Genomic DNA, 19,999 nt, shown 5'->3' on the forward strand with positions numbered 1-19,999 from the left:
GCGTCGCGTCCGATCGAGGACTGCCGACGAACGTACATGAATCCGCGGTCTTGTTGTTATCTAGTCGTTATCAAAAGTGGTGATTCTCAGGAGCCGGGCAGCGCACCCGCAGGTCATCCAGCGGAAGGTCGCCCAGTGTGAGACGGCGCACGTCATGGCATGTACTTTTCGGGATCGCGTTGATCGTCCGAGTCGGCGTGCTTGCTCGCGAGCGTCGAGCCGCTCGTGCAGTCGCTTGATCTCAATCCGCAGTTCGTTGACCAATGCTTGAGTGGCGGCTTCTTGGTTCTTGGCGTCGTCGATCCGTTCGATGAGCCAGGATGCGACGGTGGCGGTGACGACACCCAGAAGTGCGATTCCGGCCAGCATCAACGCTGCGGCGACGAATCGGCCAGACGTGGTGACCGGATACCGATCGCCGTATCCGACAGTCGTCATCGTGGTGATCGACCACCAGAGCCCGTCTCCGATGCCATTGATTGTGGCTCCGGGCCGGCCCCGTTCCGCATCGGTGATGGCGAGTGAGGAGAGTATGAGGAGGAGTGTTGTGCCGCCGGCCGCATAGGTGACGACTCGGCCGCGGAGGGTGTTCGTACCGGCGCGGTGTGCGATGGACAGAAGCGCGACGAGTCGCAACGCGCGAAGCGGTCGGAGCACTGGGATGGCCAGAATCAGCGCGTCGAACCAGTTGTGGCGAATGAAGTACCTCTTGTTGCCTGTCAGGATCAGGCGCGCCAGGTAGTCGAGAGCGAAGATGATCCAGGCGACGATCGTCGCCGCGGTACACGCAGACTGCCAGCCTGGACTGAGATCTTGCTCAACGATCGGTGTGCCGTAGGCGACCAAGAACGCTAGGGCGGCAACAGCGAGGATCGGTTCGGAGCGACGCTCCCATTCGGCTCGACGGGAGATCAGAGGTGGCCGTCCGTTCACGCGGTCCGATGATTTCGTCATGGCGGAGATTCTTACTGACCGCGAGCGCTCATCGAGAACAACTGAAGGCAGGCATTCCGAGGCAGGGGTTGATCGGTCCCGACCAGGGGGTTCGATGGAGCCGATGACGGGAATCGAACCCGCACTCTCAGCTTGGGAAGCTGTATTTTTGGTACGATAGAGCCAGGTTGAAATACGTAACAGCAGGTCAAAGGCTATGCGCGGTGGGCTAGCGTACGCTGGGGATACGCAGACGTAGGAGTAAGGATAGGAGTAAGCCGTGGCGAGAGGGAAAAGGCGACGTCGAGAAAAGGGTGACGGGGGACTTCACCAACGCGCCGACGGCATGTGGATCGCCCAAGTCTGGCGCGAGGACGGCACCCGATACCAGCGCGGCCGCAAACGCTACGACGACGCACTCGCCGAACTCCGCAAGATGGTCGACGAAGTGAACCAAGGAATCGACCCAGCACGCGGCGTCGTCACCGTCACCGACTGGCTCACCGAATGGTGCCGCGACATCGCGCCCCGGCGAATCAAACCGAACACCCTCGACACCTACCGGTCCTGCATCAAGAACAACATCGTTCCGCACATCGGAACCAAGCCAATCGGCTCACTCCAGCCACGCGACATCCGCGCAATGCACACCAAAATCACCGCCACCAGATCCACGCGCACCGCCCAGATCGCATTCAACATCCTGTCCAAAGCGCTCGACGACGCCACCAACGAACGACTGATCACAGCGAACCCATGTGGCCGCATGGACCGCCCGGAGTCTCGCAGTGAAGAGCGCGACCCGCTCACCGTCGACCAAGCACGTGCAATCCTCCTGCATGTCGCACAATCCGGCGACCCGCGCGCCGCCGCACGATGGTCACTCGCACTCCTCACCGGGGCCAGGCAGGCGGAAGTACTCGGACTCACTTGGGACCGCGTCGACCTCGATCATGATCAGATCGACATCAGTCACCAACTTCGCCGCATCAAGCTCGTCAAGGGTTGGGGTCGGCCCACTGACCCCGTGTATCCGCGGGAGGCGTTCGACGTCCGGCCGGAGTTTGAGTTCACGCCGGTGTGGCGTGGTGCCTGCCTCGTCGACACCAAGACCCGCGGGTCACGCCGCATCATCCCTCTGCTCACTCCTGTGCATGCGGCACTGGAAAGCCTCGGCGGTCCGTCGCCGCGATCTGGGCTGGTGTTCACTCGAGAGGACAGTACGCCGACTGTGGCCGCCGACGACACAACCGAGTGGCGGCAGCTATGTGTCGATGCCGGTATCGTCGCCAAGATCGACGACGCACCCGACCAGCACGCCAGCCGCAACACCGTCGCCACTCTCCTGCTCGAAGCGGGAGTCGAAGAGTCGGTGCGCATGCAGATCCTTGGGCACACAACGGTCACCGCGCACCGCGGGTACGTGTCGACATCCACTGACGTGACGAGGGCTGCGCTCGGCAAGATGGAGACCATGCTCAAGCTTGAAGGCTAGGCACGCCCGGCGATCCTCCGCAGCCGGTTCACGACGACTGGCGCGTAGGCGAGAGCTTCGGGGTCGCGACACAGGTTCGCCACTCGCTGCCAGTACCGCGTGACCGACAGCCCGAACTCTTCACGGACCGCCGCGGCGTGGGCGCCCGGCGATGAGAACCGGCGGCCGGCGAAGTCGAGTAGTCTCCGGTCGTCGTCGGTCATGCCGCCCACGACCAATCGCCATCAGTGGCCGCCTCGATCTGCGCGACCTCGATCGGGTCGAGGTTCAGCATGCGCGTGTGGGCGGCCTGCTTGTCCACCCACCAGTGGTCGGCGAGCTCCTCGGTGGTGGGGTGTCGAAGCCAGCAGAAAGCGTCGATGATCTGCTCGACAGTGATGAGTCGGCGCGCGGTGATCCGCTCCACTTCGGCCTCGGTGGCGTCCGGGTATTCGATGTGGGTGATCTCGTGGGTGAGCGAGGTGCGTCGCTCGCGCTGTGAACTACCGCGGCGGATCCAGATGGTTGTCTCGCCGAGGAGTCCCATTGCTTCGCCTGCGAGGTGGCGGGTGCAGTCGATGACGAGGTGGGGGTATTGGTCCCTCGCCCAGTGCCATGGATGCCAGCTGTTCATGTCCGGTATGAGACCACAGCCCACCGACAAAAACGGCTGTGACCAGGAACTACACGAATGTCATTCGTGTAGTCGTGCACAACCTAGCACTCGGTGTTACTGTTCAGTCAAACGTTCCACCCCGCCGACAAGAGCCCCTGGGCTTTCCCTCTTGGGTAGGCGGGGTGGTCATCTTTTCCAGTATCGCGTGTGTCCACTCTGGAACAGGTTGAAGTCGGTCCACTGAACCTTCGCCAGCCGCGCACGCGGCTCTGAGTCGCCGACTTCGAGATGTCGATACAGCGACCATGAGAAGTAGTCAGCTATCTGGCCGTTCAGTTCGGACTTGACTGGATGGAACAGAAGCCGAAACTTCACGTCGAGCTTCTTCAAGTTGGGCACGACCGCCTGCTTGAACGCTCCCTGCTCCTTCTTGGTCAGTACTGAGTCAAAGACCATGACGATCTGCGTGTAACGGTCGCTGTGAACTCGTCCGACGTACCGCCCCATCGCGTTGCCGAACAGCGAGAACAGTGCGACCTTGTTCTGCTTCGAATGGTGCGCGTACGCCTTGTCGATCCACAGCGAGTGCACTTTGATCGTTGTGATGGTGCTGATTGTGTCAGCTACGCGCTTGCGGGTTCCGACCGAGTTCTCGGTGGCGTGGAACTCGAAATGCTCACTCCCCTTGGCCATCTGTTGGTACTTCAGATTCTGGATCACGGACGCCGATGCGCACGGATCGTCAGTGACGACCGCAGACAGAACGAAGTGCTGACTGCCCTTCTTGTCGAAGGTCATATCCCCAGACTCGTCCATGAACACGTACAGGGTCTTCTCTGGCGGAGCTTCTTCTACAGGGGCTAGCCCCGCCGCCACAACTTCTTCCCACGGATCCTCCATATGGGCCCAAGGATCGAAATCGGGCGGCTCGAGCGTGGGGGCCTCAAACTCCGGAGGTTCGCTCGTAGGCGGCTCGAATCCTCCCCAGGGGTCATCGCCCCAATGGTCGCTCACTCGGTGTCCTGGTTCTCTTCGCCGATGTCGTTGGTGCCGTAGTATCCGGCCGGGTCGTCGGGCGCGAACCTCGGGTCACGGGTACGGGCCGCGATCGCATCCTCCGGCGACTCCTCGCGCGCAGAAGATCCAGCCTCACGCCTTGATCGACGCTCCGACAAGTCTGTGGGCTTGACGTCGTTCTTCTGGTCTTCGGTGCCCTGTGCTCGCGCGGCCGGCGTCGGATCGGCGGTGTCAGTGGCAGGTTGTTCGGCATTGGAGACTCCAGGACTCTCGACGAAGCTCCGGATGAGCTCGTCTAGGGCTCGCCGCTGCCGCATCCCGAGCCGGTTGGCTTCGGCGGGCGGGACGTAGGGGTCAAGTTCTCCCGGTTGAAGTCCAGCCGCTTCGCGAAGCTCCGGCATAGGGATGCGCAGTAGCTCGTGAAACGCCTGAAGAACTTCTTCACTCGGCCTGGCCGGGTGCGTGCCGTTGCGGTAGTTGTCGATCGTTCCGCGTGACACCCCCGACGCTTCGGCGATCTTCCGGTTCGACATCTCAGGGAACCGTTCAGCGAAGTGCCGATTGAGTAGTTCGCTCAGTGCGCTCACGGCTACGAATCTCCAGTGTGGATGGTGTGTTGGCAACTAGAACTGTAGCCACCTCAGCTACAAAAACCATCGATGTAATTCGGTGCGCTGCACGTAAGCGACGAATCCCACTCTTGCGCATGTAGCCGCCCCCAGCTACATTGGCTATTGCCAACGTAGCCACTAGCCGATACAGTCAGGAGGTGACCATGACAACGACCTACCCCCGGAGGGAGGTGTACATGAAGCTCATCAGCAAGGACGCGCTTCGCGCCTACATGGACGCTCGAGGATTCTCGAACATGACGCTCGCTCGCAAGGCGGGTGACGAGAAGTATCGATCAACCATCAGCCTGCTCCGCGCGCCGAACGGCCGCACCACGTGCGGTCCCAAGGTTGCCGGAGCGATCGAGAAGGCGCTCGGAGCGCCGCCCGGTTCTCTTTTTGTGGTCGAGATGGCAAATGACAACGTGACCAATCGCCGACCTGCTGCATGAAAAACCCCCGCCGGACGGGGCGGGGGCAGACACATCAAGGAGTAACAAGATGCACGATCAGAATACCGCAGTAGAGGTTCGGGTCCCCGGATCGTCACTGCCGCTCTACACAGACGGAAAGTCGCTTGCTGCGATGAAGCCGATCGTCGAGTACTTCGGACTCGACTACTCGGGACAGCTCCAGAAGCTCAAGTCGAAGTCGTGGACCTGCATGGGGAAATTCTCCACGCAGCTCCCCGGCGACACTCAGCGCCGCGAGGTTGTCGGCGTCGACCGCCGCACGCTGACGATGTGGTTGGCGACGCTCGACGAGAAGCGTGTCCGTGAGGACAAGCGCGACGAGCTCCGCGCGTACCAGTCGGAGGCGGCCGACGCCCTCGACGCCTACTTCCACAAGGGCGGCGCGATCAACCCGCGCATCACCGAGCACCAGGCGAACGCGCTCATCTTCCAGGCCCGCGCGCAGATGGAGTTGTGTCAGGCCGCACAGGGCCTCATCCACCCCGACCACCTTGAGGCGAAGGCCCGCGTGATCCTGGCCCGCGGCATGGGTGAGAACGCCGAACTCGATCAGGGCCGGCGCCCGCTCTACTCCAAGGACTTCCTGGGCGAGAAGAACCTCAGCGAGAAGCGCATGAAGTCGATCTCGGGAGTGTTCGGGAAGCGCTGCAAGGCCGCGTACATCGAACGGCACGGCGTCGAGCCGGGGAAGTATCCGCTCACCCTGTCGAACGGGCAGACCCGGGACGTGCTGGCGTACACCGAAGCCGACCGTGACCTGCTCGAACAGGTGTGGCGGGACTACTACGCGCCGATGACGCTGGAGGTCGAGGCATGAACAAGTCGGATGCGGTGAAGAACCAGTCGAACGTCCATGACGGCACCGTGCTGATCTCGCAGTTCGACAACGTGGCGCGTGACGGCGCGTACATCACGATCCTTGGTCGCGCCGAGACGGGCGCGGCGGAGGAGATGCCGACGATCGTCGCGTTCGACCTCGCTGACCTTGCCAACGTGACCAATCGCCGACCTGCTGCATGAAAACGGCCTCGGTGCTGGAACACCGAGGCCGTCAAAGAAACAAGAACAGGAGAGTTCAAGTGCACACACAGTCTATCGCGCTGACGGGGGACGTTCTACCTCCCGACGTTGGCACCCGAGTCGCAGAGTTGCAGCGACTCGATGATGCGGAGGGGCAGGCGCGTGCAGTGACGGCGATGCTGTCCCACGCCCGCACAGGCCTGCTCGCCGCAATCGCGGCGCATGACCTGCCGCAGATCGTGGAGTTCAAGGCGAAGGCCGCGGCCATCCAGGAGATTGCGAAGCAGGTACGGCTTGGCAGGGACATGCAGCTTGACGCCGCCGAGTTCGTCCGGCGCGCTGAGCGTGGTCTCGGCGTGGCGATCCGCGAGGGGCAGGCGCGCGGCGAAATTGAGACCGCTCGCGAGGGCAAGGTCCGTGGCGCTGCCACCCGCGATCATCGTGTTGATAACACGATGATCAAGCCGAAGCCGACTGATTTCGCCGACACGAACGAACTAAGCGGAAATGGCGCGGGAATCTACTCGCTGACCGACAACGTCTCCGACGATCAGTTCGAGGAAGCGCTCACCGAAGCCAAGGATGAGGGCAACCTGTCCCGCGCGAATGTCGCGCGCAAGGCGAAGGCCAAGGCCGAGGAACTCAACGGCGACCTGACCGCGTCCGACATCGTCCATCTCGCCCGCGAGATCCCGAGCATTCCGGGTCGACGTCACGCAGCGGTAGCTGCCGAGAAGTTCGGCATCTCCAAGCGCACCTATGAGCGCATCAAGCAGGTCGTCGACTCTGCCGAGAACGACATGACTGGCGAGGTCCGCGAGTACGCCTCGTGGCTTGTTGGCGACCTCGACTCTCGGCGCATCACCCCGACCGAAGCTGAGAAGTCGCTCGCCGAGTTCCGGTCGGAAATCGATGCCGACGTTGCGCCCAACCCGGACAGCACGCCTCGCCCGTTCAAGAAGTCTGACGCCGAGATGCTCGCCGAGATCACGAGCAGCCTCACCACCTTCGCGGACCTCATCAAGTGGATTCGCCCCAACCGCATCGACAGCGAAGAGGCGAACGCCCTCGCATCCCAGGCCCGCACCGCATGGCGCGCCATCAACAAGCACCTCAAGGAGATCGAACAGTGAACAACCAGCGCATCGAGTTCACCAGCCGCATCGGGTGGGTCCGACTCGACCAGATGAACATCAGTCCCGTCGCCCAGCGCACACTCAATCAGCCGTGGGTTGACACCCTCACCAAAGACTTCAACCCCGACGTCATGGGCATGATCCACGTCTCCAAGCGAGACGGCTGGTACTACGTCGTCGATGGCCAGCACCGCCGCGCTGCCGCCATCCAATGGCTCGGCTCCGACCAGCAGGTCCAGTGTCACATCTACGAGAACCTCACCACTGCCGACGAGGCCGCACTGTTCCTCAAGCTCAACGCAGTGAAGGCCCAGAGCCCCATGTCCAAGTACAAGGTGGCACTCACCGCCGGCAGTCCGATCGAGACCGACGTGGACCGCATCGCGAGATCACTCGATCTGGTCATCGGGACGAGCAAAGACCTCGAAGAGATTGGCTGCGTCACCGCCCTTCTGAACACGTACCGGAAGTCCGGCCCCGGCTCACTCTCGTTCTCTTTGCGCGTCATCCGCGACGCATACGGATTCGACGGCTTCCAGCGCGACCCGATCGCCGCCCTCGCCCTCGTCAAGGATCGCTACGGCAACTCGATCAACGAGGACAAGCTCATCATGCGTCTGTCGAAGGTCGGCATCGTCGAGCTCCGACGTAAGGCCCGCGACTGGCGAGAGACCACCGGCAACCCGGCGGCGCAGTGCTTCGCGCACACGATGATCATCTTCTACAACCAGGGCCGAGGCGACAAAGTTGAGCCCTGGTGGAACATCGGCGTGGTCGGTGCGGCATGAGCGACTTCGAGCAGAAGCTCCTCCAACTGATCCTCGAAGCACAGTTGGAGGAACTGTCCTTACTCGCTGCTCTGGCGCTCCAACACCAGGGGCATCGACGGTCCGAGACGGAGAAGGAGATCACGTCCATCCGTCGTCGATACATGAACGTTCGCGACGTGGGTGTTGAAGTCGAACGAGTCGATGGCCCGCAGGATTCCGTCGGCGGTGTCGCTGGTGATGGGGTAGCGCTGCCCCGCGAAAACGAGAGTGACGTCTTCGGTCATGGTTCTTCTCCTTGCTCTGGATGTGGAAATTCGAGCGTAGGAGACGCCGGTCGACGGGCGGGCGAGGATGCACGCCCGTCGACTGAACGGCCGACAGGTGGTGCGGCATGAGCGACTTCGACCGCATCCCGGCGCTGCTCGCGGAGATCGGGGCGGACTGCCCCTCGGCACCCAAGCGCCGCCTCTGGGCGGAACTCAGGTTCCACCCGATCCGCCGCCCAGACGTCCTCATCTACTGCGCCGACATCGACGAGTTTCAGGAGCAGTACTCCCGCACTCTCGACGTCAGTCACATCAACGGCGAGTCCGGGAAGTGGGCGTCGATCACGGTGACAGCTGGCCCCGCCGAGGATCCGATCGCGCTGCTGGAGCGCGCTCTGGATTTCGTCCGCACGGAAACGCCGGTGCCGCTGTGAGCGCGGCGAGGTGGGACGTCACCAGCGAGGCGGCGGCGGAGCTGTTCGAGAGGTTCGTCAATCGCGCGGTGGCCCACGCGGCGCAGGTCGCAGAGGGCCTTGTTCCGCGCGCATCCGAAGAAGGTTGGGCACCTGTCCTCGATGCCTGGCAGGCATTCCAGCAGGCACAGGCCGAACACCAGGAGGCATCGTGACCACACCACTGCTACATGGTCCGCGTGCGGTTGCGGAGCGGATGTTCGGCGATCCGACGCGGGAAGACTTCGTGGCCCGGCGCATGTCGTCGAGGCGGTGGCCGTCTCGGAAGATCGGCCGGTCCCGGTTCATGACGGACGGCGACATTCTCGAGGCTTTGGAGATTGAGGCTGTGGCGGCGGTGGAGCCTCCGAAGCCACGGCCGTCGGGGTTGTCCCCGCGGTCACGGATGAGGTCGGCGTGACGCGCGCTCTGCCGGTCCGTCCGGGCGAGCCGATCCCGACCGCGGAGGCTGGCGTCACCACGTCGTGCGACGTGGACGGGACGCTCGCGATCGCCGACACCCGCGTGATGGACGTGACTCTGGTCCGCCTGACGCCGGTCGCTCGTCGCCTTCTGGCGCAGCAGCTTCTCGCGTCGGCGGCCCACTCTGCCGAGCATGACGCGGTTGGTGACCGCTGCACAACACATCACCCACTAATTCTTCCCGGTCCGCCCTGTTGAGGGAGCGGGGCGGCCCGGGGCTTTTCTTGAAAGGAAATCAGCATGACCAGCAACAACATCGAGGCGACCGCTTCGGCGCAGCTTCTCAACGGGGACACCGTTGTGGTGGATCGGGTGGCGTGGGAGCGCTTGAACCCGGACCCGACACCGGACTACACGGACGGCGCATGGGCGTACTTCGGCGAGGTCGCACGGGCGCACACGTGGAAGTTGGGCGCTCCGAGGGTTTGGGCCGGTGACCACTGGGGCGATGCCGACACGGCTGAGCAGGCCGCGCTCGACATGCTTCGTGCGGTCGCTTGGGCACGGCAGGAGGCCCAGCCGTGAGCGCCTTGTGGCAGGACGCCGCGATCCTGATGTGCGCCATCGTCTTCGGTTGGGCGGTCGGCTTGGCGATGGGGATGCGCGACAGGCCCGGACCACTGCATGTCCCGGATGAGGCACACCCGGCGTTGGACGGTCCGCTCGGCGACATCGTCCGCAACGGAAAGGTGGTGCGGCGATGAGCATCGACCCCACCACCTGCAAGCCCGACGACGTGTTCCGCATCCGTGTGGGCGACCGCGTGTTCGTCGGGGAGCGCGTCGACCCCGAGGACTACCTGCAATGGCGCCTGAATCGACCCGCCTCCGTCTGGGTCCGCGACGTCGACGTCACCGTCCTGCACCGTCTCGTCCCCGAGGTCGACGATGTCGTCGACGCGGAGGTCGAAGAAGACTGGACGATCCTCCGCAAGGCAGCGGACGCGATCCTGCACAGCGGCTACGACCCGACCACGCTCACGACCGTGCTCGACGTCGCGGACTACCTCACCGGGCAGGCCGGACGTATCGAAGCGGACCACCGCGCCGCGCAGGAGAAGGCCGCAGCCGACGCCGCGCGGGAAGTGCTGATCGAGAAGGCGGCGCGCATCCAGTGCGACGGCTTCTACGGTCCGGGCGCGTTCGACGACCGGGCTCCTGATGACGAGGTCCGCAAGCGGTACATCGATGACTGCGCGCGACTCGCTGACGCTGGCCTTCTCGCCGAGCCGGGTGAGGCGTAATGACTCCCGTGTTCATCGGTGTCGCCGTGATCCTCGCCGCCACCGTCGCAGCCGCAGCCCTCATCCGCCGCACCGTCACACGCACCTACGCACGCGACGGCATCACAGCCCTCGAAGCGTACGCAAACCACCCGGCAAGCAGCGCGCCATGAGCCTCGAATGCCGCTGCTGCGGACTCCACGGCCACGAACCCAACTGCCCGATCCGCCTCGGCCACGACTGGTGCGAAGACTGCGGCCACACACGCTGCACCTGCATCACCGTCTACCGCTGGCCCGACGGCACCCTACACAACCAGCCCTGGCTCGACCCGAGCCTCTACCAGCCCGAAAGGACAGCGTCATGACCACGACGCTAGGACGCACCGGCATCGTCCACGACCTCCCCGAAGCCGACTACCACCGCGACCTCACCACACTGTCGTCCACCGGTGCCCGCATCCTCGCCACCCGGACACCCGCCGAGTACCGGCACGAACAGCAGAACGGACGCCCACCCAAGCGGGAGTTCGACTTCGGGCACCTCGTCCACCGCATCATCCTCGGCGCAGGAGCCGACATCGTCACCATCGACGCCGCCGACTGGCGCACCAAAGCCGCCAAGGAACAACGCGACCAGGCATACGCCGAAGGAAAGACGCCCGTCCTCGAAAAGGATCACCGCCGCGCAGAACGAATCGTCGAAGCGTTCCGCGACCACCCGACCGCCGCCGGCCTCATCACCAACGGAACACCCGAAGCATCCGTGTACTGGTCAGACGCCTGGTCCGGTGTTGCGTGCCGTGGCCGTATCGACTGGCTCCGCCCCGACGTGGCGGTCGACGTCAAGACCACCGCGTCGTCGTCGCCTGCGGCGTTCGCGAAGAGCGTCGCCGAGTACGGCTACCACCAGCAGGCCGCCTGGTACCTCGACGGCCTCCACGCCTGCGGGTGGGAGGGCCGCGACTTCGTGTTCGTCGTCGTCTCCACCACGCCGCCATTCCTGCCGTTCGTGGTGCGACTCGACGACGCGGCGATCACCCGGGGCCGCGAACTGAATGCGAAAGCACTGGAGCGGTACGCCGAATGTCGGCTCACCGGCCTGTGGCCGGGCCACGGCGACACCATCCACACCATCTCCCTGCCCGCATGGGCCGCGTGAAAGGCACCACCATGAGCAACGACCGCGAGTCGTGGCGACCAATCCCGGGGTGGGAGAACTTCTACGAGGTGAGTGACCTCGGTCGAGTTCGGAGCGTCAATCGCACCATCGAAACCCGGCCCGGAGTCTTCGCCAATCGACGAGGGCGAGTACTGACGCCGTCGCTCTCGCCAGACGGGTATGCGCACGTCTGGCTGTGCCGAGGCAACCGGCGGACATTTCAGAGGGTCAGTCGAGCCGTAGCTACAGCGTGGCACGGCCCCTGCCCCAAGGGTATGGAATGCAGGCACCTCGACGGCGACAAGACCAACAACACACCCGCGAACTTGGCATGGGGGAGTCGTTCGGAGAACACCCACGACAAAGTCCGCCACGGAACGCACCCGATGGCGCGCAAGACCCACTGCAAGCGAGGGCACCCGCTCAGCGGGCCGAACGTCTACATGATCAACGGCGGACGCCGATGCAGAACCTGTGTCAACCAGCAAAAGCGCGATCGCCGCGCACGGATCAAGCATGAAAGGAAAGTCGCATGACCAGCACAGACCTTGCCCACATCGGCGAGACCAGCATCCAGCAGACAGCAGCCAATCTGTCCTACGCGCACCAGATTGCTACCGCACTCTCGGCGACCGCGTTCGTACCGCAGCACTTCCGCGGCAAGCCCGAAGACTGCGCCGCCGCAATCCTCTACGGCTCGACCGTCGGCATGGACCCGATGACCAGCCTTCAGAACCTCTACGTCATCAGCGGAAAACCCGCGCTGTACTCACGCCCCATGGTCGGCATCGTCCTATCCCACGGCCACGAGATCTGGACCGACGAGGAGACCCCTGAGAAGGTCGTCGTCTGCGGCCGGCGTAAGGGGTCCAGCACCATCGAGCGATCCGAGTGGACGATCGAGCGCGCAAAGAAGGCCGGTTACACGTCGAACAAGAAGTACCAGACCGACCCTCGGTCGATGCTGTACGCCCGCGCATCCGGCGATGTTGCCCGTCGAGTCGCCCCAGACGCCCTCCTCGGAATGGCCTACAACGTCGAGGAACTCGAATTGTCCGATGAGCGTCCGGCTCCGCGGCCTGTGGAGTCGGAGTTGGTGGGCGCCCATGCTGCGCCTGCCGCACCGGAGTGCCCGATCCCTGCGGACTTCGCGTCGAAGATCGATTCGGCGACGAATGTGGAGTGGCTGGATTGGGCGCGTGGCCGCCTGGCTCAGCACGAGGCTGATTGGCCGGATGAGACGGCGGCGCTGTTGGCGCGTGTGAGTGAGCGTGAGCAGGAGCTCGCGGCGGAGCGGGTGGATGCTGCGCCGGCGGAGGCCGTGTCGGAGCCGACTGTGGATGACGCGCAGGCGACCATCGCCGACGTCCTCGACGCCGAGGTTGTCGCCGAGGCGGTGGCGTCATGAGCACGAAGCAGGGTCCGGCCCTGCGCGGCTCGAACATGACGGTCCAACCGCATCCCGTTTTGTCCCCGATCTCGGGCATGGCGTGGGTTGACCACGGCGCATGCATCCCACCGCGGGGCGGCAAGGATTGGACGCCGGAGCAGTGGGCCGCCCATGACCTGATGTGGCATCCGGAGAAGGGTTCGTCGTCGGCTGCGTATGCGGCGAAGGCTGTGTGCTTGTCGTGTCCGGTGCGGCGTGAGTGTGCGGCGGCTGGTGTCCGGCACAACATGGGTGGCGTGGTCGCTGGGGTGGCGGTGGACACGAAGGCGTCGTCGACGTCGGGTGGTTCGCGTGCTCGGGCGTTGCGTGCGCTGGCGAAGGTTGCGGGGCTGCCGGATTCGGAGGCGTCGCATCCGCGTGGCCTGGTTGGCGAGGTTCAGCGGATGGCTGGTCGGGGTGTTGCTCCGCCTGTGATTGCTGCGCATTTGGGTTGCCGGATTGAGACGGTGAACCGCCACATCAAGGCGATGGCGGTGACGGCATGACTGACGAGATTCCCGACGTCGTGTCCCGTGCCCGCGCCGCCCTCGACGGCATCACGCCCGAAAAGTGGGTGCACTACGACGACTTCCTTGGCGGTGTGCACACACTCGACGACCTCAGTGAGACTGACGTCCGGTTCGCTCTCGCCGCGCCTGACCTCGTCCGCGACCTGATCGCCGAGGTGGAGCAGCTGCGGGATGACCTGCGTGTCGAGCGCATCACCACCCACCTGTGCGAGTCGGTCGACGCCGACCTCCGCGAGGCTCGCGCCGAGGTTGAGCGGCTGGCCGCCGAGCGCGACCAGGCGATCGCCGCGCATCAGCGAGCCGAAGCACGCGCCACCCTCCACCGCGAAGAACGCGACGAGGCACGCGCCGCCGTCGCCCGCGAGGCCGACATCTGGCACCACCTGTCCCTCGCGGCGGGTGGACCCGTCGGCACGCACGGTGACGCCGTCGACGCGATCGCCAGCCTGCGCCGCGAAACCGACCAAGCCGGGGCAGCAGAGCTACGCGTCCGACTTCTCCACTCGCCCGTCGACTGTCGCGGCACCGACGAGCAGCGGTGCCAAGAGTGCATCAGCGAACCACACCCTTGCCCGACCATCCGCGCGTTCGACGGGGAGGCGTGATGCCTAGCGGCGTCGCACGTACACGAGCTGCGGGCAGTGCAAGCACTCGTAGAACACCGTCGCCGTCGTCGACCCGTCCGGCGGCGCACCCCACGACCGGACCGCGTTCTCCCGCAGGATCAGCATCCGATCCGGAGTCGACCACGCCACGCCGCACCGAGGGCACGCCGCCGGGATCGTCTCGACGACACCCCGCTCGGTCTGCCGCCACTCAGCACCATCCCACCAACACCACGCCATGCGGTGACGGTAGCGCCAACCACCGACAGGAGCAGCAATGAGCGACAAGTACGACTGCATTCGAGAATGCCCTGGACATCCGCTTGGCATCGCGCCATTGGGGCCGTCATGGGTTGTCGATATCCCTGGTCAGCCGCGCTACTACAGCGACGGATGGCATTTCGGGACACGGGAAGACGCCGAGGAATACGTGGACCACTACATGGGGCGCTCCGACTCGGAGGTTCTTGGCCCGCTGGGTGGTGACACGGCATGAGCGACCAAATGGCCATGCGTACCCGAGACGAGACCCGCATGAAGATCGCGCGCACGCTCCGACGCGAGTTCGAACACCAGCCAGCAACCATGCGATGCGACGACACCAAATTGCTGCTGCTCTCCGAGCTGGTGTTGCGAATCGCAGAGGGGGCGGCATGAGCGACCTCGACTTGTGGCCGCGTATCGAGGCCGCGATCTACGACACCAAAGTCGGACGCGCGGACGCCGAATGGCAGTGGCCCCGATGCCACAAGAAGAACTGCCAGTGCCAGAGCGACATCGACTTCGTGTTCGGCATGTTCACCAAAGCAATCGCCGACAGCGTCTACAAGGAATTGCTGTGCAAAGCGGTCACTGACCCGGATGGCCTGCCGTGAAGTCCTGCACGCACCTCCAAGCCCTCGCCATCAACACCGTCATCACCCTCGCCGCGATCGGCATCTGCCTGTTCGCCGCGTTCTACCAGCCCTGAAAGGAGCCAGCCTATGACCACCACCGAAGTCGTCGCACTCGTCCGCACCTGGCTCGACGACCTACACGCAACGCACGCCACCATCACCGGCCCCAACATCAGACCCCGACGCCTCGCCACCGTCACCATCCTCAGCCTCATCCGCACCCTCAACCCCATCAACGCCACCATCGTCAACGATGTCGCCAACGTCGCCGCGGCACCGTACGGCGTCGTCCGCACCGAACTCCGCATCGCCGACCCGTGCATCCGGCACACGACATGGGAGCACCTCGGGGCAGGTGCAGCATGAGCCTCACCAGAGCCCAACACTCCACTGCCCAACGTCTCCTCGACGACGGCTGCTCCTACCGGGAGACCGCCAGAACCCTCGGCGTCGGCCGTGCCAGCGTCATGAAAGCGCTCCCAGGCTACGGCTGGACATACCGGCAGGCCGGTCAGTTCCGGGCGGCCACCCGCGACCGGTCAGCGGAGAGGCGGCCGGCATGAAGAAGCTCCTCGACCCCGACATCTGCCCGCACCTCACTCTCGACGCCAGGGACCCGCGGCACCCGCGGTGCCGCCAGTGCGGCACGCCGTGGCCGTTCGTCCACGCCGCAGGGCAGGCCGATGAACCGACATTGTTCGGAGGTGCGGCATGACCGCCGACGACGTTCGCAGAAGACGCCTCGACGCGCACGCCCGCGGTGAGTGGTGCGACGCCTGCGGAACCTCGCAGTGGCCGCACGGTGACGAGCCCGACGAGCTCGCCCTGTTCGCGATGCCGGCAGGGGAGGCAGCATGACGTCGCCGCGGTTCCCGCACTGCACCCAGTGCGGCTCCACCCTCAACACCTGGACGATCCGCGTCTGCCACAACTGCGAACAGAAGGAAAGGACCGAGCCGTGAGCAGTCGCCAGTTTGCCATTTCGCCTGGTAGAATGGGGTGCACAACTGAAAACGGCCCCGGCTGGTGCGTCAACACCGACCGGAGCCTGACCCAACCCCATCTGATTACGGCAGACAGGAGGGCTGTAGTGGATTCTACAGCGCATCGCATTCCGCGATCCAGATACCTCGCAACTCGCGAAGGTTTGATCATCGCCCCCTCGGGCCGGCCACTGAAGCCGTGGGCCGGAGACCGCACAGGGCACCTGCGGGTAGACATCGACCTAGGTCGACACTTCGTCCACCGCCTCGTCATGGAGACGTTCGTCGGGCCATGCCCGAGCGGGATGGAGGTTCGCCACTTGAATGGCGAACCGGCTGACAACAGGCTGGAGAACCTTGCGTACGGCACGCGATCCGAGAACGTCCTGGATTCGGTCGCCCACGGAACCTACCGGAACGCGAACTCAGCGAAGACCCACTGCCCGCGCGGGCACGAGTATGTGGACTCGAACGTCTACATCGACCCCCGTGGAAGCCGACGCTGCCGCGCATGCAAGGCGGGCGAACAATAGTGGCTCGCATCAGAACGATCAAGCCTGAGTTCTTCACCTCTCCCGACATCGCGGCACTCGACTTCCCGGCACGGCAGTTATTCCAAGCCATGTGGTGCTACGCCGACGACTTCGGGATCGGCGAAACGAACCTGTACGGACTGCTCGGTTTCGCCTTCCCCGACAGCGACGGATTCACTGCGGAGGATTTGCGCGGATTTTGCGCCGCACTTGCGGCGCAAAATCTCGCAGAGTTCTACACGGTTCGCGGGAGACACTTCTATGTCATCCAAACGTGGGACAGTCACCAGAAGACGGAGCGACGCTCCACCCGCCGCAAGAACCCCACCCCCGAGGATCCCGAAGCAACCCCTGACATGCGGATTCTCTGTTGCGCCGATTCTGCGCCGAATTTGCGCCGCACTTCCGGCGCAAATCCTCCGCAGGAACAGGGGAAAGGGAACAGGGGAAGCGGAACAGGGGAACAGACGACGACCGCGCGCGAGCGTGCGCGCGCTCCGCGCGAGTCGTCGTCGACGTTCGCCGACGGAACACCGATCCCACCCGAGCCTCCACACGACTCCGACGAGCACGTCGTCGTCGCCGAGATCGTCCCCACCGAAATCGGAACCGCCGCGACACCGCGCACCACCTCGCCCGGCAACGCCGCCAAGACGACCGTCCGCACCATCCTCGGTGGAGCCGGATACCCAGACTCAACCATTCAGCAACTCGCCACCCAAGTATCCAAACTCTCCGGGAAGCACGAACCCGAACTCATCGCCGAAGCGCTCCGCGAATGGGACCGAAGACCAAACGTCAAACCCTCATTCCTCGGATCCGTCCTCGGCGACGTCGTCAAGGCCAGACGTGCCAGACCCGACCAGCCGAAGTCCAAACTCCGCGCCCTCGCCGAACTCGCCAACGAAGAACGGTCACGCGAGAACGACCACCAGCCCAACCGGAAGGAACTCGCATGATCACCCGATCCGACGCACTGGACATCATGACCGCAGTCATCGCCGCCCACCCTCGCACCGCACCCCGCTGGCACGACGACCCAGACGCCGCACGAGCCACCGCCGACATCTGGGCCAAGATGTTCAACCGACACAATCTCGCCGCACCCGACATCCTGGAAGCAGTCATCGTCCGGGCGGCCGACACGCCACAAACGGCACCCGAGCCCGGTGAACTGGTGGCAGCAGCACGCCAGATCAGGCAGGACCGGGCATCACGTGAACAAGGCGACCGCGACCAGCGCGCCCTTCACGAAGCCAAGATCGACCGCAAGATCGCCAACTTCGCCGGCAACTTCGGCATGGAGATCGACGGGCCGATCCGATGAACGACACCGAACCGATAGGAGACCTGCTCCAGTCTGTGACCGATCTCGTCGACGAGGCGGCGTCCGCGCCACGCGCTGATGTCGTGAGGACTCGACACACCGAGGATCGGAAGCCGATCAATCCCATCGTCCGGGCGTCTGTCCTGCGCCGAGATAGATACCGATGCGTGTGGTGCGGAAGTCGCTACCGACTCGAAATGGACCACATCATCCCGTGGTCCGCAGGCGGCGCGGACACTGCCGACAACCTGCGAGCGTTGTGCAAGTCATGCAATGAGGCGCGGTCAAATCGCTTGAGTCTGCTCGACCTCGATGCACAGACCATGCCAGCTGTGTGGTGCACAAGGTGTGACAGTTCCGACCGCCTCGACGACATGGTCGAAGTCTGGTGTCGACGATGCGGATCTCGCGGATTCGGGTATCCGGCATGACCACGTTCACGATCGACCTGCCGTATCGGACGCCGCCACTCACGCTCAACGGCGGTGTGCCCACGTCGGTACCGGCGATGCGAGCCAAAGCCCGCCAGATTCGCTCTGTACGCGCTGACGCCGCAACCCTGGCCCGTCACACCAACCTGCCCCTGAAAGTCGCCCACGCGACGATACAGCTCCACTACGCCCCATCGCAGACCAGGCACCGAGACCCGATCAACCTCACGCCCACCCAGAAGGCGTTAGTCGACGGCCTCCGCGACTACGGACTCGTCGAAGACGACGACAGCCGATACGTCACCGACCTCATGCCCGTCATCCACCCGAAGACCGGAACCGGCGTCGGCCGACTCTGGCTCACCATCGACACCCAGGAGAAACCATGACCGCCGCCTGTTTCGTCTGCCGCCACCCCAACCCGCCCGAACGGCCAGACGGTTGCGGCCCCGAATGCCACACCACCAACGCCTGCCTTGAGCTCGCCGACACCTTCACCCGAGAGGACCACCGATGACCAGCCTCGAACAACACCTCGCCGACCACGCCCAATCGACCCGGTACGTCGACGGTGCTCCCCGCTGCGCCTGCAAGTGCGGGAAGTGGATCGCGAGCATTGTGGAACGCGGCCCCGTGAAGGCCCATCGCCACCACGTCGCCGACACCTGGCGTGAAGTGCGGACCGTTCGCGCCGTCGAAGAACTCGACGCACTGCCGATCGGGACTGTCGTGCAAGAGGACGAGTACCGGCACACCTGGATCCGACACAGCAAGAAGTGGCACTGCTCGTGCGACGGCACATACGTGGAGTGGTCATCCGCAGGGGCATTTGAGGAGCTCGAACGCAGGCCGCTCACCATCCTGTGGACGCCCGAGGACGGTGCGCTGTGAGCACAAACCTGCACACCGTCACCATCCACGGCGACACCGTGAACGAGGACGACTGGACCAGCTACGAGAACGTTCGAATCGAATTCGCGTGCAGCGGTGACGAGACCAGCGAATGCCACCAGTACCCGGACTGCGGGTGTGCCGACTGGGACGACCACCACGAGGCAAACCTCGGCCCGGAGCACGCAGCAGTACCGCACAAGCAGTGCTGGATGCAGGACTGGTTCGACAACGACTGCATTGTTCCGATGACCGAAGACGTGGTCTTTCCCCTTATACGCGACGACGGCAGGTGGAAACCAGGCATGTCTGGGCCGATCCGCACCACCTTCGAGCTGGACTACATCGCATGGCAATTCGAGGACGGTGCCCGATGACCACCGCGGCCCTGTCACGTTCGTGTCTCGCGCGCGTGTGGTCGTGCTGGTGCGGCACCACACTCCACCGCCGCGACGACCTCGGTGAGCGTGCCTGGTTGGCGCGGATCGCAGACCACACCCACCACTGCAAGGAAGCAAGAGCATGAGCACCGACGGATACCTGACACGAGTCGAACAAGACGCACTCAAAACACTCCTCGATGCCATCCACAACTGGATCGCCGAAGCCCTCGACGACACCCTCACACGACAAAACCGCTTTACCATCGGCCCACGAAGCGGACCCCAGAAACGCCGCGAAACACCACTCCCATTCCACGCCCAAGCATCCGACGCCGCAGCAGACCTCAACGGCACACT

The 19,999-nt window shown here is 64.4% G+C and carries 41 protein-coding genes; 34 read left to right on the plus strand and 7 right to left on the minus strand.

The window, feature by feature from the left end; all coding sequences use genetic code 11:
• Positions 1 to 60: 60 nt before the first annotated feature.
• The gene (locus tag GM1_RS18970; RefSeq protein ID WP_008381591.1) at positions 61 to 954 is read right to left on the minus strand and encodes a potassium channel family protein; all 894 of its coding nucleotides are present in this window, start codon (positions 952 to 954) and stop codon (positions 61 to 63) included.
• A gap of 259 nt (positions 955 to 1,213) precedes the next feature.
• Between GM1_RS18970 and GM1_RS18975 the strand changes: the two genes are divergently transcribed.
• On the plus strand, positions 1,214 to 2,428 hold the full coding sequence (locus GM1_RS18975) for a tyrosine-type recombinase/integrase (RefSeq protein ID WP_008381593.1): 1,215 nt from the start codon (positions 1,214 to 1,216) through the stop codon (positions 2,426 to 2,428).
• On the opposite strand, the gene GM1_RS18980 is transcribed toward GM1_RS18975, so the two are convergent.
• The 4 genes from GM1_RS18980 to GM1_RS18995 all read right to left on the minus strand — a co-directional run bounded on the left by GM1_RS18980 (position 2,425) and on the right by GM1_RS18995 (position 4,627).
• A complete protein-coding gene (locus tag GM1_RS18980) occupies positions 2,425 to 2,631 on the minus strand; it encodes a DUF3263 domain-containing protein (protein WP_008381595.1) in 207 nt (68 codons plus the stop codon). The two genes, GM1_RS18975 and GM1_RS18980, sit on opposite strands and share 4 nt — an antisense overlap.
• Positions 2,628 to 3,041 (minus strand): hypothetical protein, encoded by a 414-nt coding sequence (locus tag GM1_RS18985; RefSeq protein ID WP_040520722.1) that lies wholly within the window; start codon positions 3,039 to 3,041, stop codon positions 2,628 to 2,630. Before GM1_RS18985 ends, GM1_RS18980 begins: the two co-directional genes overlap by 4 nt.
• Before the next feature lie 168 nt (positions 3,042 to 3,209).
• Positions 3,210 to 4,037 (minus strand): DUF3800 domain-containing protein, encoded by an 828-nt coding sequence (locus GM1_RS18990; RefSeq protein WP_008381597.1) that lies wholly within the window; start codon positions 4,035 to 4,037, stop codon positions 3,210 to 3,212.
• Positions 4,034 to 4,627, minus strand: coding sequence for a helix-turn-helix domain-containing protein (locus GM1_RS18995; RefSeq protein WP_008381598.1), 594 nt, complete (start codon positions 4,625 to 4,627; stop codon positions 4,034 to 4,036). Before GM1_RS18995 ends, GM1_RS18990 begins: the two co-directional genes overlap by 4 nt.
• Before the next feature lie 182 nt (positions 4,628 to 4,809).
• Here GM1_RS18995 and GM1_RS19000 point away from each other — a divergent pair, with 182 nt between their 5' ends.
• Genes GM1_RS19000 through GM1_RS19020 form a run of 5 tightly spaced genes read left to right on the plus strand, consistent with a single transcriptional unit; the run spans position 4,810 to position 8,068 of the window.
• Positions 4,810 to 5,103 (plus strand): XRE family transcriptional regulator, encoded by a 294-nt coding sequence (locus GM1_RS19000; protein ID WP_157436201.1) that lies wholly within the window; start codon positions 4,810 to 4,812, stop codon positions 5,101 to 5,103.
• A 49-nt stretch (positions 5,104 to 5,152) separates the two neighbouring features.
• Positions 5,153 to 5,941 carry a phage antirepressor N-terminal domain-containing protein gene (locus tag GM1_RS19005; RefSeq protein ID WP_008381600.1) on the plus strand — a complete coding sequence of 263 codons (789 nt, stop codon included), beginning with the start codon at positions 5,153 to 5,155 and terminating at the stop codon, positions 5,939 to 5,941.
• Positions 5,938 to 6,144: a hypothetical protein gene (locus GM1_RS19010; RefSeq protein ID WP_008381601.1), complete on the plus strand. Its 207-nt coding sequence runs from the start codon at positions 5,938 to 5,940 to the stop codon at positions 6,142 to 6,144. The genes GM1_RS19005 and GM1_RS19010 overlap by 4 nt, the downstream gene beginning before the upstream one ends.
• Before the next feature lie 59 nt (positions 6,145 to 6,203).
• A complete protein-coding gene (locus GM1_RS21745; protein ID WP_008381602.1) occupies positions 6,204 to 7,277 on the plus strand; it encodes a hypothetical protein in 1,074 nt (357 codons plus the stop codon).
• The gene (locus tag GM1_RS19020; RefSeq protein ID WP_008381603.1) at positions 7,274 to 8,068 is read left to right on the plus strand and encodes a DUF6551 family protein; all 795 of its coding nucleotides are present in this window, start codon (positions 7,274 to 7,276) and stop codon (positions 8,066 to 8,068) included. Before GM1_RS21745 ends, GM1_RS19020 begins: the two co-directional genes overlap by 4 nt.
• A gap of 59 nt (positions 8,069 to 8,127) precedes the next feature.
• Here the strand turns inward: GM1_RS19020 and GM1_RS19025 are convergent, their stop codons facing one another.
• Positions 8,128 to 8,334, minus strand: coding sequence for a hypothetical protein (locus GM1_RS19025; protein WP_008381604.1), 207 nt, complete (start codon positions 8,332 to 8,334; stop codon positions 8,128 to 8,130).
• A gap of 107 nt (positions 8,335 to 8,441) precedes the next feature.
• On the opposite strand from GM1_RS19025, the gene GM1_RS19030 reads away from it, so the two are divergent.
• The 12 genes from GM1_RS19030 (at position 8,442) to GM1_RS19085 (ending at position 14,198) form a co-directional block, all read left to right on the plus strand.
• Positions 8,442 to 8,750 (plus strand): hypothetical protein, encoded by a 309-nt coding sequence (locus GM1_RS19030; protein ID WP_008381606.1) that lies wholly within the window; start codon positions 8,442 to 8,444, stop codon positions 8,748 to 8,750.
• Positions 8,747 to 8,944, plus strand: a complete 198-nt coding sequence (locus GM1_RS19035; protein WP_040520725.1) for a hypothetical protein — start codon at positions 8,747 to 8,749, stop codon at positions 8,942 to 8,944. The genes GM1_RS19030 and GM1_RS19035 overlap by 4 nt, the downstream gene beginning before the upstream one ends.
• Positions 8,945 to 9,185: 241 nt before the next feature.
• The gene (locus GM1_RS19045; RefSeq protein WP_008381608.1) at positions 9,186 to 9,449 is read left to right on the plus strand and encodes a hypothetical protein; all 264 of its coding nucleotides are present in this window, start codon (positions 9,186 to 9,188) and stop codon (positions 9,447 to 9,449) included.
• A 42-nt stretch (positions 9,450 to 9,491) separates the two neighbouring features.
• Positions 9,492 to 9,776: a hypothetical protein gene (locus tag GM1_RS19050; protein ID WP_008381610.1), complete on the plus strand. Its 285-nt coding sequence runs from the start codon at positions 9,492 to 9,494 to the stop codon at positions 9,774 to 9,776.
• A complete protein-coding gene (locus tag GM1_RS19055; RefSeq protein WP_008381612.1) occupies positions 9,773 to 9,955 on the plus strand; it encodes a hypothetical protein in 183 nt (60 codons plus the stop codon). The genes GM1_RS19050 and GM1_RS19055 overlap by 4 nt, the downstream gene beginning before the upstream one ends.
• On the plus strand, positions 9,952 to 10,494 hold the full coding sequence (locus GM1_RS19060) for a hypothetical protein (protein WP_008381613.1): 543 nt from the start codon (positions 9,952 to 9,954) through the stop codon (positions 10,492 to 10,494). The genes GM1_RS19055 and GM1_RS19060 overlap by 4 nt, the downstream gene beginning before the upstream one ends.
• Complete coding sequence (locus GM1_RS22505) at positions 10,494 to 10,646, plus strand: hypothetical protein (protein WP_008381615.1); 153 nt, start codon at positions 10,494 to 10,496, stop codon at positions 10,644 to 10,646. Before GM1_RS19060 ends, GM1_RS22505 begins: the two co-directional genes overlap by 1 nt.
• Positions 10,647 to 10,836: 190 nt before the next feature.
• On the plus strand, positions 10,837 to 11,634 hold the full coding sequence (locus GM1_RS19065) for a PD-(D/E)XK nuclease-like domain-containing protein (protein WP_008381616.1): 798 nt from the start codon (positions 10,837 to 10,839) through the stop codon (positions 11,632 to 11,634).
• An 11-nt stretch (positions 11,635 to 11,645) separates the two neighbouring features.
• A complete protein-coding gene (locus tag GM1_RS23305) occupies positions 11,646 to 12,170 on the plus strand; it encodes an NUMOD4 motif-containing HNH endonuclease (RefSeq protein ID WP_008381618.1) in 525 nt (174 codons plus the stop codon).
• Positions 12,167 to 13,042 (plus strand): hypothetical protein, encoded by an 876-nt coding sequence (locus GM1_RS21750; RefSeq protein ID WP_008381619.1) that lies wholly within the window; start codon positions 12,167 to 12,169, stop codon positions 13,040 to 13,042. The genes GM1_RS23305 and GM1_RS21750 overlap by 4 nt, the downstream gene beginning before the upstream one ends.
• Positions 13,039 to 13,569: a WhiB family transcriptional regulator gene (locus GM1_RS21755; RefSeq protein ID WP_008381620.1), complete on the plus strand. Its 531-nt coding sequence runs from the start codon at positions 13,039 to 13,041 to the stop codon at positions 13,567 to 13,569. The genes GM1_RS21750 and GM1_RS21755 overlap by 4 nt, the downstream gene beginning before the upstream one ends.
• Positions 13,566 to 14,198, plus strand: a complete 633-nt coding sequence (locus tag GM1_RS19085) for a hypothetical protein (protein WP_008381621.1) — start codon at positions 13,566 to 13,568, stop codon at positions 14,196 to 14,198. The genes GM1_RS21755 and GM1_RS19085 overlap by 4 nt, the downstream gene beginning before the upstream one ends.
• A 3-nt stretch (positions 14,199 to 14,201) precedes the next feature.
• Here GM1_RS19085 and GM1_RS19090 read toward each other — a convergent pair whose 3' ends face one another.
• A complete protein-coding gene (locus GM1_RS19090; protein ID WP_157436203.1) occupies positions 14,202 to 14,438 on the minus strand; it encodes a hypothetical protein in 237 nt (78 codons plus the stop codon).
• Between the two features lie 37 nt (positions 14,439 to 14,475).
• Between GM1_RS19090 and GM1_RS22510 the strand changes: the two genes are divergently transcribed.
• From GM1_RS22510 to GM1_RS22535, 16 genes are all read left to right on the plus strand, one after another.
• Positions 14,476 to 14,694 (plus strand): hypothetical protein, encoded by a 219-nt coding sequence (locus GM1_RS22510; protein WP_008381624.1) that lies wholly within the window; start codon positions 14,476 to 14,478, stop codon positions 14,692 to 14,694.
• A complete protein-coding gene (locus tag GM1_RS22515; RefSeq protein WP_008381625.1) occupies positions 14,691 to 14,855 on the plus strand; it encodes a hypothetical protein in 165 nt (54 codons plus the stop codon). The genes GM1_RS22510 and GM1_RS22515 overlap by 4 nt, the downstream gene beginning before the upstream one ends.
• Positions 14,852 to 15,073, plus strand: a complete 222-nt coding sequence (locus GM1_RS19095) for a hypothetical protein (protein ID WP_008381626.1) — start codon at positions 14,852 to 14,854, stop codon at positions 15,071 to 15,073. The genes GM1_RS22515 and GM1_RS19095 overlap by 4 nt, the downstream gene beginning before the upstream one ends.
• A 108-nt stretch (positions 15,074 to 15,181) precedes the next feature.
• Complete coding sequence (locus GM1_RS19100; protein WP_008381627.1) at positions 15,182 to 15,460, plus strand: hypothetical protein; 279 nt, start codon at positions 15,182 to 15,184, stop codon at positions 15,458 to 15,460.
• Positions 15,457 to 15,657: a helix-turn-helix domain-containing protein gene (locus GM1_RS19105; protein ID WP_008381628.1), complete on the plus strand. Its 201-nt coding sequence runs from the start codon at positions 15,457 to 15,459 to the stop codon at positions 15,655 to 15,657. The genes GM1_RS19100 and GM1_RS19105 overlap by 4 nt, the downstream gene beginning before the upstream one ends.
• Positions 15,654 to 15,809 carry a hypothetical protein gene (locus tag GM1_RS22520; protein WP_157436205.1) on the plus strand — a complete coding sequence of 52 codons (156 nt, stop codon included), beginning with the start codon at positions 15,654 to 15,656 and terminating at the stop codon, positions 15,807 to 15,809. Before GM1_RS19105 ends, GM1_RS22520 begins: the two co-directional genes overlap by 4 nt.
• Positions 15,806 to 15,952: a hypothetical protein gene (locus GM1_RS22525; protein WP_157436207.1), complete on the plus strand. Its 147-nt coding sequence runs from the start codon at positions 15,806 to 15,808 to the stop codon at positions 15,950 to 15,952. The genes GM1_RS22520 and GM1_RS22525 overlap by 4 nt, the downstream gene beginning before the upstream one ends.
• Positions 15,953 to 16,088: 136 nt before the next feature.
• Positions 16,089 to 16,610: an HNH endonuclease signature motif containing protein gene (locus GM1_RS23310; RefSeq protein WP_085950685.1), complete on the plus strand. Its 522-nt coding sequence runs from the start codon at positions 16,089 to 16,091 to the stop codon at positions 16,608 to 16,610.
• Positions 16,610 to 17,569 carry a hypothetical protein gene (locus tag GM1_RS21765; RefSeq protein WP_008381630.1) on the plus strand — a complete coding sequence of 320 codons (960 nt, stop codon included), beginning with the start codon at positions 16,610 to 16,612 and terminating at the stop codon, positions 17,567 to 17,569. Before GM1_RS23310 ends, GM1_RS21765 begins: the two co-directional genes overlap by 1 nt.
• On the plus strand, positions 17,566 to 17,937 hold the full coding sequence (locus tag GM1_RS19120) for a hypothetical protein (protein WP_008381631.1): 372 nt from the start codon (positions 17,566 to 17,568) through the stop codon (positions 17,935 to 17,937). The genes GM1_RS21765 and GM1_RS19120 overlap by 4 nt, the downstream gene beginning before the upstream one ends.
• Positions 17,934 to 18,368, plus strand: a complete 435-nt coding sequence (locus GM1_RS23160; RefSeq protein ID WP_040520728.1) for an HNH endonuclease — start codon at positions 17,934 to 17,936, stop codon at positions 18,366 to 18,368. Before GM1_RS19120 ends, GM1_RS23160 begins: the two co-directional genes overlap by 4 nt.
• The gene (locus GM1_RS19130; protein WP_008381632.1) at positions 18,365 to 18,757 is read left to right on the plus strand and encodes a RusA family crossover junction endodeoxyribonuclease; all 393 of its coding nucleotides are present in this window, start codon (positions 18,365 to 18,367) and stop codon (positions 18,755 to 18,757) included. Before GM1_RS23160 ends, GM1_RS19130 begins: the two co-directional genes overlap by 4 nt.
• Positions 18,758 to 18,881: 124 nt before the next feature.
• A complete protein-coding gene (locus GM1_RS19135) occupies positions 18,882 to 19,259 on the plus strand; it encodes a hypothetical protein (protein ID WP_008381633.1) in 378 nt (125 codons plus the stop codon).
• Positions 19,256 to 19,636, plus strand: coding sequence for a hypothetical protein (locus tag GM1_RS19140; protein WP_008381634.1), 381 nt, complete (start codon positions 19,256 to 19,258; stop codon positions 19,634 to 19,636). The genes GM1_RS19135 and GM1_RS19140 overlap by 4 nt, the downstream gene beginning before the upstream one ends.
• Positions 19,633 to 19,785 (plus strand): hypothetical protein, encoded by a 153-nt coding sequence (locus tag GM1_RS22530; protein ID WP_157436209.1) that lies wholly within the window; start codon positions 19,633 to 19,635, stop codon positions 19,783 to 19,785. Before GM1_RS19140 ends, GM1_RS22530 begins: the two co-directional genes overlap by 4 nt.
• A partial coding sequence (locus GM1_RS22535; RefSeq protein ID WP_373278359.1) for a hypothetical protein occupies positions 19,782 to 19,999 on the plus strand: 218 nt, incomplete at its 3' end. The genes GM1_RS22530 and GM1_RS22535, both read left to right, overlap by 4 nt.

Source organism: Gordonia malaquae NBRC 108250, assembly GCF_000344135.1.
In the GTDB taxonomy this organism is placed as follows: Bacteria; Actinomycetota; Actinomycetes; order Mycobacteriales; family Mycobacteriaceae; genus Gordonia; species Gordonia malaquae.

Bases quoted from the DNA above. Each gene is read 5' to 3' on its own strand.
- GM1_RS18970 (WP_008381591.1), bottom strand. From the start codon at position 954: ATGACGAAATCATCGGACCGCGTGAACGGACGGCCACCTCTGATCTCC.
- GM1_RS18980 (WP_008381595.1), bottom strand. From the start codon at position 2,631: ATGACCGACGACGACCGGAGACTACTCGACTTCGCCGGCCGCCGGTTC.
- GM1_RS18985 (WP_040520722.1), bottom strand. From the start codon at position 3,041: ATGAACAGCTGGCATCCATGGCACTGGGCGAGGGACCAATACCCCCAC.
- GM1_RS19005 (WP_008381600.1), top strand. From the start codon at position 5,153: ATGCACGATCAGAATACCGCAGTAGAGGTTCGGGTCCCCGGATCGTCA.
- GM1_RS19010 (WP_008381601.1), top strand. From the start codon at position 5,938: ATGAACAAGTCGGATGCGGTGAAGAACCAGTCGAACGTCCATGACGGC.
- GM1_RS19025 (WP_008381604.1), bottom strand. From the start codon at position 8,334: ATGACCGAAGACGTCACTCTCGTTTTCGCGGGGCAGCGCTACCCCATC.
- GM1_RS19030 (WP_008381606.1), top strand. From the start codon at position 8,442: ATGAGCGACTTCGACCGCATCCCGGCGCTGCTCGCGGAGATCGGGGCG.
- GM1_RS19050 (WP_008381610.1), top strand. From the start codon at position 9,492: ATGACCAGCAACAACATCGAGGCGACCGCTTCGGCGCAGCTTCTCAAC.
- GM1_RS19060 (WP_008381613.1), top strand. From the start codon at position 9,952: ATGAGCATCGACCCCACCACCTGCAAGCCCGACGACGTGTTCCGCATC.
- GM1_RS22505 (WP_008381615.1), top strand. From the start codon at position 10,494: ATGACTCCCGTGTTCATCGGTGTCGCCGTGATCCTCGCCGCCACCGTC.
- GM1_RS19065 (WP_008381616.1), top strand. From the start codon at position 10,837: ATGACCACGACGCTAGGACGCACCGGCATCGTCCACGACCTCCCCGAA.
- GM1_RS23305 (WP_008381618.1), top strand. From the start codon at position 11,646: ATGAGCAACGACCGCGAGTCGTGGCGACCAATCCCGGGGTGGGAGAAC.
- GM1_RS21750 (WP_008381619.1), top strand. From the start codon at position 12,167: ATGACCAGCACAGACCTTGCCCACATCGGCGAGACCAGCATCCAGCAG.
- GM1_RS21755 (WP_008381620.1), top strand. From the start codon at position 13,039: ATGAGCACGAAGCAGGGTCCGGCCCTGCGCGGCTCGAACATGACGGTC.
- GM1_RS19085 (WP_008381621.1), top strand. From the start codon at position 13,566: ATGACTGACGAGATTCCCGACGTCGTGTCCCGTGCCCGCGCCGCCCTC.
- GM1_RS19090 (WP_157436203.1), bottom strand. From the start codon at position 14,438: ATGGCGTGGTGTTGGTGGGATGGTGCTGAGTGGCGGCAGACCGAGCGG.
- GM1_RS22510 (WP_008381624.1), top strand. From the start codon at position 14,476: ATGAGCGACAAGTACGACTGCATTCGAGAATGCCCTGGACATCCGCTT.
- GM1_RS22515 (WP_008381625.1), top strand. From the start codon at position 14,691: ATGAGCGACCAAATGGCCATGCGTACCCGAGACGAGACCCGCATGAAG.
- GM1_RS19095 (WP_008381626.1), top strand. From the start codon at position 14,852: ATGAGCGACCTCGACTTGTGGCCGCGTATCGAGGCCGCGATCTACGAC.
- GM1_RS19100 (WP_008381627.1), top strand. From the start codon at position 15,182: ATGACCACCACCGAAGTCGTCGCACTCGTCCGCACCTGGCTCGACGAC.
- GM1_RS19105 (WP_008381628.1), top strand. From the start codon at position 15,457: ATGAGCCTCACCAGAGCCCAACACTCCACTGCCCAACGTCTCCTCGAC.
- GM1_RS22520 (WP_157436205.1), top strand. From the start codon at position 15,654: ATGAAGAAGCTCCTCGACCCCGACATCTGCCCGCACCTCACTCTCGAC.
- GM1_RS22525 (WP_157436207.1), top strand. From the start codon at position 15,806: ATGACCGCCGACGACGTTCGCAGAAGACGCCTCGACGCGCACGCCCGC.
- GM1_RS23310 (WP_085950685.1), top strand. From the start codon at position 16,089: ATGGGGTGCACAACTGAAAACGGCCCCGGCTGGTGCGTCAACACCGAC.
- GM1_RS19120 (WP_008381631.1), top strand. From the start codon at position 17,566: ATGATCACCCGATCCGACGCACTGGACATCATGACCGCAGTCATCGCC.
- GM1_RS23160 (WP_040520728.1), top strand. From the start codon at position 17,934: ATGAACGACACCGAACCGATAGGAGACCTGCTCCAGTCTGTGACCGAT.
- GM1_RS19130 (WP_008381632.1), top strand. From the start codon at position 18,365: ATGACCACGTTCACGATCGACCTGCCGTATCGGACGCCGCCACTCACG.
- GM1_RS19135 (WP_008381633.1), top strand. From the start codon at position 18,882: ATGACCAGCCTCGAACAACACCTCGCCGACCACGCCCAATCGACCCGG.
- GM1_RS22530 (WP_157436209.1), top strand. From the start codon at position 19,633: ATGACCACCGCGGCCCTGTCACGTTCGTGTCTCGCGCGCGTGTGGTCG.